The organism is Staphylococcus sp. HMSC62B09 (genome assembly GCF_001839115.1).
GTDB lineage: Bacteria > Bacillota > Bacilli > Staphylococcales > Staphylococcaceae > Staphylococcus > Staphylococcus haemolyticus.
The window spans coordinates 1-10352 of sequence record NZ_KV840119.1 but is presented as its reverse complement, the minus strand read 5'-3'; the positions used below and the strand labels follow the sequence as shown (position 1 = coordinate 10352).

Genomic DNA, 10352 nt, shown 5'->3' with positions numbered 1-10352 from the left:
TTAGACATTTATTTTTCAACTTTGCAGCAGAACCTAATTTTTTCTCTTTGTAAATAAATGCAAAGAGATACCATAAGGATCTCTTACATAACCATAACCTTCAGTATAGAATTCTGGACTAAATGTTTTCAATACCTCACTGCCTTTTTCTATTAACTGGTCATATACATGTTTAGTTTCTTCTACTTGGTCAAAAGTGAGACAAAGAGATATATTATTACCTTGTGTTATGGGCAAACCTTCAGTGTCATCTGCGATCATAATTTTTATATCTCCAAATTGAAGTACACATTGATCAATTTTATTTAAATCATTTTCGTCAATATTAAGTTTCTTATCTATAGGTCTATCTTTAATACGTTGAATATACAGTGTTTTAGCGCCAAACAGCTCTTCATACAACTTTTTTAAACCCTCTGCATTTTGAGTGATTAAAAAATATGGACTTACTTGAAATTTCATGTTTTTTCCTCCTTAGATTTGTTATAAATAAAGTATATACTTAATTAGTGTCATCTATTGACACTAAAAGGAGAATAATAATGAAAAAATCTGTTAGATTATATAATATGATTGAATATTGTAATGAAAATAGGAACTTCAAATTAAATGATTTAATGTCAGAATTTAATATTTCTCGTAGTACCGCTTTAAGGGATATAAAAGAAATTGAAGCATTAGGAGTACCTTTATATAGTAATCCAGGGAAAAATGGTGGTTATACGATCATAGGTAATCGAGACCAAACGAAAATAGCAATCTCAGATGAAGAGTTGAAAGCTTTAGTATTTACACTTTCGAGTATTTCAAATGTGAGTAATCTACCTTTTCAAACAGAATATCAAGAAATATTAAAAAAATTATATAATAACTCGAATAAAAAAGAGTTAATAAACCAATATAATGATCTATTTCAATATTTTAATGAAGATAAGTATCAGTTCAAAAGTTATAAGTTATTTAATGAAATCATTAGATTGATAATTGAGAATAAGTCTTTTGAAACCTGTTATTCACAAAACTATATTAAAGAACAATATAAAGGTATTGGCATTATGTATAAAAATCATCAATGGTATTTTGTTGTAGCTAATATAGAATCAAAGTTAGTGAATCTATTAAATATTTCGAAAATAAAAGAACTATATGAAATGGGAGAGACTCAAGAGTGTAATGATATAACTATGCAGAATTTTCAACAGTTCATGGTTAAAAATGAAACAGCTATTGATATTCTTATTAGAAGCAATGTTATGGGATTGAATATCTTGAAAGGCTACCTGTGGAGTGACTATATGATTGAAAATATTGACGAAGAGACATATTTATTTAAATCAAAAGTGAACGCGAAAGATATAGATTTTATAGCTAAGTTAATTGTCACAGGTGGTGTCAATGTAAAAGTAGAGACCCCTAATAGTTTGAAAAATGCTGTTAAAGTTGAATTAACTAAAATAATAAACATGTATTAATAGTAATTTAATCATAATTGTAATAACAAAAAGATGACAACATTAAACAATTTAAATTTATACAAAAAAGCATTACCAAATTTAAAATTGGGTAGTGGTAGTGCTACAGCATACATAAATAGTTATAATTAAATAAAGATGGGTCAATGAAGGTGAATTAAGTGAATAAAAATATTACAGCTCTAAAATCTACTGAAAATACTACATATATGCAGTATACGGTTCATATCGATGATCAAATTATAAATAATATAAAAGAGTGTACCAAAAAGTTTAAAATTTTGCCTATGGAAGATAAAATTCCATTATCACCGTTGTTACAACCAGAATATGCAGGAGAGGTACAAGATTTTATTAGTACATATGAGCAGTTTATGATTAATTTTGGTAAAGTAATATTGGATAGTCAAGGCATAAAAATACAGTTTGAAAGTGAATCATTAAGTAGTATTCAACGAGGCATTCAAGAACATTGTTACTTAAATGAGCGAACAAATGACATTGATGTGACTAAAGAATGGTATTTATGCAAATTTTCAAATCAAATATTAGAAGAGGATAAAAATCAATTGTATAATGCTTTAAAGCAACTCATGAATGATTCTAAAAATAAAAAGCAAGCTTTTCAAGAGGTGTTTAAGGTTCATATTGATATTTATCTCTACAATAAAGAAAAATCTGAATATAAGTATCAAGTATCTAGTTATTTCAATCTTGTAAAAGAAAATCCTAAAATAACTTATAAAAAAAGACATTTACAAGAGAAACAAGGTGTCAAGGGTACAACTTTCACGAACAAATTAAAATTATTGAACAAAATGTATGGTGTAGATGTTGCAAAATATCAGCCATTTTATAATTCTAATAATCCTGAATATGAAAGAGGTCAATTTGGTGAAAGATACATTTCTCAAAGATCTAACTATGAATTTAATAGACTTCAATATCAAATTATAGATATGTTATCGAAAATACTTGATAAGCATCCATTACCAAAGTCAGATAATAATTATAAACATATTCCAACTATTGAAAAAGCAATATTAAGTGGGGATTCTCATAGTTTTTATGAGTATTTTGAAGATATAATGAAAGAAATTATAAGTATGGAAAATTCTTCTTTAAAGGAAAAATTATTGACTGATTTTACATATCAATCTCAATGTAGATGGTACTCTGAAAGTGAAAAATTAAAATTGCAACTTGAAAGTTTTATGCATAAAGTTTTGGAGAGCAATTATTATGAGGGTAACAAATTATATAGAATGTTGTCTCATGCAATTGAAGAAACAATCAATGAGGCTGATGAAGATAAGGTTCATTTCAATTATTTTAAAGATTATTTTTTGACAGACGGTGGGGTGAAGAATTGGGAGCAGATTAGCGAGAAAATTACTGAATTCAATGGTAAAGTTATTAACGATATCCAAAATGAATATAATAAGATTCAATTTAATAACGCAAATCGAAATCAGAAACTAAACTTTAATTATTTATACCATTGCTTTGAGTTTAGTAATAACTTAGTAAAAGCAAGGGTAAATGGAAATAGAGGTTACATTTTATATTTTGTAGATAAATATAAAATAAAAATGCCCTTTTTGGATCAATTATTAATCAATTATTTGAATCAAGAAATAGGTCAGGAAAGTATTAATTATAATATGCAAACATTGTTTGAAAAAGAAAGATATGATAGAAGTAGTACCATTGAAAAATTAGTAGCAACAAGCAAATTTAAGTATGAAAAAGATGATTCAGATTTATTCAAACAACTTTTCAATGATGTTGAAAATTCAATAGACAGATTAGGTATTTACTTACTAAATAATGGTATAAATTCGAATGATGAAAATGCAAGATATTATAGATCGTTTTTAAAGGAACTTAGTAGAATAAAAAGTAAATTAACGCCATTTTCTCTTGAAATAAGTAAGTCTAGCGGAAGAGAGCAACATTATCCTGATGATGCTATTGATGATAAAGATGAGAGAAGAAAAAATAAAGAAGAAACATATCATGCTTTTGATGATAAAAGCGATATTGACTCCAAATTAAAGAATAAAATAAATGTTTCTATCGATAATTTATTGTCAGTTAAAATTAAGAGCAATTTGTATGATATTAGTCCAAATACAAAAAAACAATAACTATAATGAGCCAACTCAAGAATGAGTTGGCTTTTTAATTGTAATTTTACGCTTCCATTACAGGAATCAATGTTATGGAAGCCATTAAGCAATTAATTTGAGTCATTTATAGTATAGGTACAACGTTGTGATGTTCACATGATAATCAGCCCGGGAGATTATTGTGTAATAACTTATAGAAGGAGCAAATCACCATGTATCAAGCAAATATACGTGATTTAATTACAAAATTGCCTCAAAGCAATAAAACAGAACACTTTTTAATGAACAAATTTTCAAATCAAGATAAAGTTCAGCAGCTACAAAGACAAATTAGCCAACAGCTAGATCAACAATATAATGAGCTTTTGGCTAATGAAAAAGCTAAGCTAGACCAATACGTGGAAGTACACCATAATTTAGAACCATTAAAGAAAGAGATTGAATCAGAATCTATTAACCTTGATACCGATAAATTACCTGATATCAAAGCGACAATGCTTGAAAAGGCTAAGAACGATGAACATTTTGATAAAATCGAACAGCTATTTGATAGATTAGATCAGTCATTAAATGGTACGAATCGATTATATACGCAATTATCGTTGATTGGCACACGAACACATCGGATCACAACGAAAAGATTTAATGTTCAAGGCTTGCCTAAATTAGTCCAACAAATGATTTTACCTTCGCAATTTAAAAAGGTTTATACAATAGATTTTAAATCATTCGAACCATCAGTTGCTGCGTATATGACACAAGACGAACAACTGATTGACTACTTGAATCATGAAGAAGGGTTATACGATGCATTACTGAGAGACTTATCTTTGTCAAAAGAGAAGCGCGTGAGTGTGAAACGTGCATTTATAGGGTCATTTCTTTTTGGCGGTCGTTATAGTAGCTCTAAATTCAAAATCAATCAAGAGGTTAGTGAAATTAACTGGCTACAAGTAATGAGCAAATTCAAGAAGGTCATTGAATTTAAGGAGCAAGTCGAAAAATATAAAACAATGCCTACGCCTTACGGCATTGAACATGATATGAGCGCATTTCAAGGTAGTAGTATTATGGCAATTTATGTACAAACGGTAGCAAGCTATATTTTCAAGCACATTTTGTTGGAAGTGTACAAAGCACAGTGCGAAAAAAAAACGTTCAAGATTATAGTGCCGATACACGATGCGATTATGATTGAATGTAATGATAAGGGGATTGCACAAAATGTAGCACAGCTCATGAAAGATACAGCTAATCAACTGTTTAATGGTGAATTTGCACATGTGACAGTGGAAGCTTTAGGAGGTATAGACAATGAATAATGATAGAGGAAAAAGTCTTCAAATTCCCCAAAGTACATTGTTAAAAGAAGGATCTATATACGTTGCTACGTTACATTCTGTGTACGAGAAGAACTTCTCAGGTGATATTAAACATCAGTTTACGTATGAAGTAGAACTTAACCAAGAAACGCACTATGTAAATCGCAATATTACCGTAAAATCTATGAGTCACCAATTATCAATTGCTGATTGGATTAAACGTCACAGTAACTATAACGTAAACCACATTAATTATGATCCATACATTGATCGAAAACATTTGGTCCTTGTAGGGCAATATAACGGAAATTATTATATTCAAGATGTAGCACCATTAGATGAATTTGGAGGGGTATTGTAATGAATCATATTTTAGAAATGTTAATAAAATTATTAAAAGTGGGTATGGAGGCAATCGACCGTAAAGGTCTGATTGCCATCCTAACAAGTAGTATTGGAAATGATGAAATGGATGATTCTGAACAAGCTGTAATGGTGTATAACGAGCTTATCGATAAGCTACAGCTTAACATTCCTAAAGATGTCGACTATAGACCTAACATATACAGTTATTTTGGTATTCAAAAAAAGCCAAATGACACAATATTAGTGGAAATGATGATATGTATTTTTCATATCAAGCGTTTTGATTCAGAGTTGTTTGTTTTCAAAGATAAAGGTTGGCAAAAGGTAAGTGAAGATGAATTGCAAGGGTTGATATCTAAAATGATACAAGTGTTGCTAGTTGATTATAAACCTTCACTAAGTACTTTGAAAAACGTAGTAGATGGCATACAGAAATCAACGGACATAGAAAAACTTGTTGAGCATAGACAGTACATTGGTTGTGGACGAAATATGTTCAATCTAAAGACCTTTAAAGTGGTTGATAATGACCTTGAAATATTCCCTAAAACACGCTTAGATTTGGAATTAGATATAAATGACACGATTACGGACAAGATACCCCCGAATTTCAAACAATATATGTTAGAGTTGGCGAATTATGACCATGATTTACAATATTTCCTTTTCCAACATATGGCAGTGTTATTGACGGCAGATACTAAACTACGTCGTGGACTTTTTTTGTATGGAACTGCAAAAAATGGGAAATCGGTCTATATTAAATTAGTTAAGTCATTCTTTTATAGTAATGATATCGTATCTAAAACACTTAATGAACTTGGCGGGCGTTTCGATAAGGAAAGTCTAATTGGTAAACGAATTATGGCAAGTGATGAAGTGGGGAAAGCTAATATTGATGAAGCAACTGTGAATGATTTCAAAAAATTACTATCTGTTGAACCAATTCATGCTGACCGTAAAGGAAGAACGCAAGTAGAAGTTACTTTAGATTTAAAACTCATTTTTAATACGAATGCTGTACTCAATTTTCCATCATCACATGCAAAAGCATTAGAGCGTAGAATTGCTGTTATTCCATGTGAATATTATGTTGAAAAAGCTGACCCTGACTTAATTGAAAAGTTACAGGATGAAAAGAAAGAAATCTTTCTTTACTTGATGTATGTGTATAAGCAAATTGTAAAAAATGATATCGAGTACCTCCAAAATGATCGTGTTACTGAAATTTCTCATGATTGGTTAAATTTTGGATATGAATTTGTTTCTAGTAAATCAGCAAATATTGCACATCAGAAAGCGTGTATTAATTTACTCAGAAAACTTATAGAAATCAAACCAGGGTCACGTATCAAAGTGTCTAGGCTAAATGAGGTTATTAGAGATGAAATTAAAGTAAGCTCTCAAGTTATTAATGATTTGGTTCAAGCTAACTTTAATGTACAAAGTAGACTAAATAATGGTTATAAGTATTGGGTCGATTTAGGATGGAAAGAAACTGATAAAAAAGATGACATGATTTCATTCGATAAAAATGAGAATGTAACAGATGATGAATTCTTATACGAAGATGATTTGAACTTAGGTTGGGAGGACTTTGACGATGAATAATGAACAAATTGAAGCATTTGTAGAAGTGCTTGTGCCTATCATAGAAGAACGTATCAATAAAGGTAAGTAATCTAATTACGTACTACAGGCAGTTGCCTGTAGTACTCATATGATTAAGTGGTAAAAGTGATAAAAATGAAACGAAATTATAAATATATATTATCTATATGTTGTTACAAGACCGATGGTCTGTAGCAATAATCTAATAAAAGGAGCGGTATGATATGAAGGGTAAAATTGCACTTTATTCACGTGTTAGTACGTCTGAGCAGTCAGAACATGGTTATTCTGAAAAGGAGCAGGAACAACTACTCATCAAAGAAGTTATGAAAAATTTCCCAGGTTATGACTATGAGACATATACTGACTCAGGCATTTCAGGTAAAAATATTGAAGGTCGTCCGGCAATGAAACGTCTATTACAAGATGTTAAGGATAATAAAATCGAAATGGTATTAAGTTGGAAATTGAATCGTATTTCTCGCTCAATGAGAGACGTGTTTAATATTATTCATGAATTCAAAGAACATGACGTAGGGTATAAATCGATTTCTGAGAATATTGATACATCCAATGCTTCTGGAGAAGTACTCGTTACAATGTTTGGACTAATAGGATCTATAGAACGCCAGACTTTGATTTCCAATGTGAAACTTTCTATGAATGCTAAGGCAAGGAGTGGAGAGGCAATCACAGGTCGTGTTTTAGGCTACAAATTATCACTTAATCCATTGACACAGAAAAATGATTTAGTTATTGATGAAAATGAAGCTCATATTGTACGGGAAATCTTTGATTTATATTTGAATCACAATAAAGGACTTAAAGCAATCACGACAATTCTAAATCAAAAAGGATATCGCACCATTAATCAAAAACCATTTTCAGTGTTTGGCGTGAAATATATTTTGAATAATCCAGTCTATAAAGGCTATGTCAGATTCAATAACCATCAAAATTGGGCTGTTCAGCGAAGAAGTGGTAAAAGTGATAAAAATGATGTGATATTGGTCAAAGGTAAACATGAAGCCATTATAAGTGAAGATGTATTTGATCAAGTTCATGAGAAACTAGCTTCTAAAAGTTTTAAACCGGGTCGACCTATTGGTGGAGATTTCTACTTACGTGGCCTTATTAAATGCCCAGAATGCGGAAATAATATGGTATGTCGACGGACGTATTATAAAACGAAAAAGTCCAAAGAACGGACAATCAAACGCTATTACATTTGTTCATTATTCAACCGCTCAGGAAGTTCTGCCTGTCATAGTAATGCGATTAATGCTGAAGTCGTCGAACGCGTAATCAATGTTCATTTGAATCGTATTCTTTCACAACCTAATGTTATTAAGCAGATTGCGTCAAGTGTGATAGAAGAACTGAAACAAAAGCATAGTAAACAAACAGAAATAAAATATGATATTGATAGTTTAGAAAAACAAAAAGCAAAAGTTAAAACACAACAAGAACGATTATTGGAATTGTTCTTAGATGATGAAATGGATAGCGAAATGTTAAAAGCTAAACAAAGTGAAATGAATCAACAGTTAGAAGTATTAGACCAACAAATTAAAGAAGCAAAACAAGCAAATCAATCACAGGATGATATACCCAATTTTGATAAGTTAAAAGCACGACTCATTTTGATGATAACACGATTCAGTGTGTACTTAAGAAAGGCTACACCCGAAGCTAAAAATCAACTTATGAAAATGTTAATTGATTCAATTGAAATTACGACAGATAAACAAGTAAAACTTGTAAGGTATAAAATTGATGAAAGTCTTATCCCTCAATCTTTGAAAAAAGATTGGGGGTCTTTTTTTATGCCCAAATTCCAATTTGAAATATATGGTCAAAATTATTATTTCATCGACCAAATTACCACTTTTACCACTTAATCATATTAGTGATAGAAGTGAGGGAAATGAACTGAATATCAGATATATATTATAAAAATGATGTGATAAATGTGTGCATCAATCAAATACACTAGGAGGTCATAATTATGACATTGGAACAACAAGTCAAAAACTATATTACGAATCTATTCAAATTACCCAAAGACGAGGTGTGGGACTGTGAAGCAATTGATGAAGTTGCTGATAATATCATACCTGATCAATATGTAAGACTCGGGTCAAAGAAGTATTGGATATGTTAGAAACAAGCAATAAAAAGGTTAGTATACTGACAAATCCTCAAACAAATGAGATGATGCACCCGTTGAATCTCTTTGCCAGAAAAGCATGGACAATCAAATCATTAAAGGAAATGAAAATAAATAATTTATGACACTTTCTTATTAGTTAGTTATTTTAAAAAAGTCTTTATTATCAAAATAAATATAGAGAAGTTTTGTAAATTTGATATATAATGATAACAAACGAAGTGTAAATGCATTGCTTATTATATCATTAGTGATATTATTAGTAATTTTATTAGCAGTAGGATTAGATACAGCAAGTCATATGTATCAGGTTGATTGAAGATATGTAGACCTCTAAAAAGTCTAGCAGCAATTTATTATATCGTCGTAGTTTGGGGTTACTAATTTAAAATAATAAGGGGAGATAAAATGAAAAATTTATTAATGGTCTTAGCATCAGTAGCTTTATTAGCAGTTATCTTAGCGGCAGGAGTATTTGGATATAAGAGTTTTACAGATATTAATAATAGTAAAGAAGATAAGAACGGGGAGGAAGTAAAATCAAATAAAGAAAAAGAGTCTAAAAAAGAAGCAAAAAAAGAGCAAAAAAATGAAGAACAGAATGTTGAAGAATCAACTGAATTAGCACAAGAACAAACAATAGAAGAACAAACTGTAGAGGAAAATAAAGAACTAGATGTAAATGCGGAAATTGCTAAAGCAGATAAAGATGGTGACGGTGTTGCAACAAGAGATGAAATGACACCAGAATTATGGGAATTAACCAGACAAGGAAAGTTCCAACCAACTTCTCGTGAAATATATTATCAAGATCCAAACGCAAGTGAAAAAGATGATGAGCCAGTAACAGATAATGAAGTTAACAATATTGATGATGAAGAAGAACGTGGAGATGTAGGTATGGACATGGAGCAACAACAAAGAAACATTGATGCTCTTAAGGAATCAGAATAAAATAATAAGGAAAGTAATTATTTAAAATATCAATGATGATAAACATCCTAAATGCCCTTTATGAAAAATATTATGGATGCCGACTTGATTTTATTAGCTTGAAGAACAAATCAAAACGTCTCAACAATCTAATCTAGAAGAAACAAAAGTACCAGACTTTGATAAGTTGAAGAGTCGTCTAAATTTGATAATAAGTCGTTTTAGTGTTTATTTAAGAGAAGCAAATCCTGAAGCAAAAAATCAGCTTATGAAGTTGTTGATTGATTCTGTTGAAATTACTACAGATAAAACAGGGCTCTATAATAAATTGGACTGATGACTAAAA

General features: G+C 30.2%; 8 protein-coding genes and 2 pseudogenes. 9 read left to right on the top strand and 1 reads right to left on the bottom strand.

From position 1 onward, the window contains the following. Positions 1 to 33 precede the first annotated feature (33 nt). On the bottom strand, positions 34 to 462 hold the full coding sequence (locus tag HMPREF3265_RS03200) for a VOC family protein (protein WP_000671996.1): 429 nt from the start codon (positions 460 to 462) through the stop codon (positions 34 to 36). A gap of 80 nt (positions 463 to 542) precedes the next feature. Here HMPREF3265_RS03200 and HMPREF3265_RS03195 point away from each other — a divergent pair, with 80 nt between their 5' ends. The 9 genes and pseudogenes from HMPREF3265_RS03195 to HMPREF3265_RS12825 form a co-directional block, all read left to right on the top strand. Further along, positions 543 to 1472: a helix-turn-helix transcriptional regulator gene (locus HMPREF3265_RS03195; RefSeq protein ID WP_000750311.1), complete on the top strand. Its 930-nt coding sequence runs from the start codon at positions 543 to 545 to the stop codon at positions 1470 to 1472. Positions 1473 to 1633: 161 nt separating this feature from the next. Next, positions 1634 to 3622, top strand: a complete 1989-nt coding sequence (locus HMPREF3265_RS03190) for a hypothetical protein (protein WP_001038847.1) — start codon at positions 1634 to 1636, stop codon at positions 3620 to 3622. Between the two features lie 194 nt (positions 3623 to 3816). Beyond that, positions 3817 to 4926 carry a DNA polymerase gene (locus HMPREF3265_RS03185; protein ID WP_000283873.1) on the top strand — a complete coding sequence of 370 codons (1110 nt, stop codon included), beginning with the start codon at positions 3817 to 3819 and terminating at the stop codon, positions 4924 to 4926. After that, on the top strand, positions 4919 to 5287 hold the full coding sequence (locus HMPREF3265_RS03180) for a hypothetical protein (protein WP_001058155.1): 369 nt from the start codon (positions 4919 to 4921) through the stop codon (positions 5285 to 5287). The genes HMPREF3265_RS03185 and HMPREF3265_RS03180 overlap by 8 nt, the downstream gene beginning before the upstream one ends. Then, a complete protein-coding gene (locus HMPREF3265_RS03175) occupies positions 5287 to 6903 on the top strand; it encodes a DUF5906 domain-containing protein (protein WP_001015575.1) in 1617 nt (538 codons plus the stop codon). The genes HMPREF3265_RS03180 and HMPREF3265_RS03175 overlap by 1 nt, the downstream gene beginning before the upstream one ends. Positions 6904 to 7127: 224 nt before the next feature. Continuing rightward, the gene (gene ccrC / locus HMPREF3265_RS03170; RefSeq protein ID WP_070860999.1) at positions 7128 to 8804 is read left to right on the top strand and encodes a cassette chromosome recombinase CcrC; all 1677 of its coding nucleotides are present in this window, start codon (positions 7128 to 7130) and stop codon (positions 8802 to 8804) included. A gap of 107 nt (positions 8805 to 8911) precedes the next feature. Then, positions 8912 to 9043, top strand: a pseudogene (locus HMPREF3265_RS12365) (SAUGI family uracil-DNA glycosylase inhibitor); the annotation flags it as partial. Positions 9044 to 9481: 438 nt separating this feature from the next. Further along, positions 9482 to 10027, top strand: a complete 546-nt coding sequence (locus HMPREF3265_RS03165) for a hypothetical protein (RefSeq protein WP_053031277.1) — start codon at positions 9482 to 9484, stop codon at positions 10025 to 10027. 97 nt (positions 10028 to 10124) lie between these two features. Further along, positions 10125 to 10316: pseudogene (locus HMPREF3265_RS12825) on the top strand (recombinase family protein); the annotation flags it as partial. Positions 10317 to 10352 lie beyond the last annotated feature (36 nt).

Bases quoted from the DNA above. Each gene is read 5' to 3' on its own strand.
- HMPREF3265_RS03200 (WP_000671996.1), bottom strand. From the start codon at position 462: ATGAAATTTCAAGTAAGTCCATATTTTTTAATCACTCAAAATGCAGAG.
- HMPREF3265_RS03195 (WP_000750311.1), top strand. From the start codon at position 543: ATGAAAAAATCTGTTAGATTATATAATATGATTGAATATTGTAATGAA.
- HMPREF3265_RS03185 (WP_000283873.1), top strand. From the start codon at position 3,817: ATGTATCAAGCAAATATACGTGATTTAATTACAAAATTGCCTCAAAGC.
- HMPREF3265_RS03180 (WP_001058155.1), top strand. From the start codon at position 4,919: ATGAATAATGATAGAGGAAAAAGTCTTCAAATTCCCCAAAGTACATTG.
- HMPREF3265_RS03175 (WP_001015575.1), top strand. From the start codon at position 5,287: ATGAATCATATTTTAGAAATGTTAATAAAATTATTAAAAGTGGGTATG.
- ccrC (WP_070860999.1), top strand. From the start codon at position 7,128: ATGAAGGGTAAAATTGCACTTTATTCACGTGTTAGTACGTCTGAGCAG.
- HMPREF3265_RS03165 (WP_053031277.1), top strand. From the start codon at position 9,482: ATGAAAAATTTATTAATGGTCTTAGCATCAGTAGCTTTATTAGCAGTT.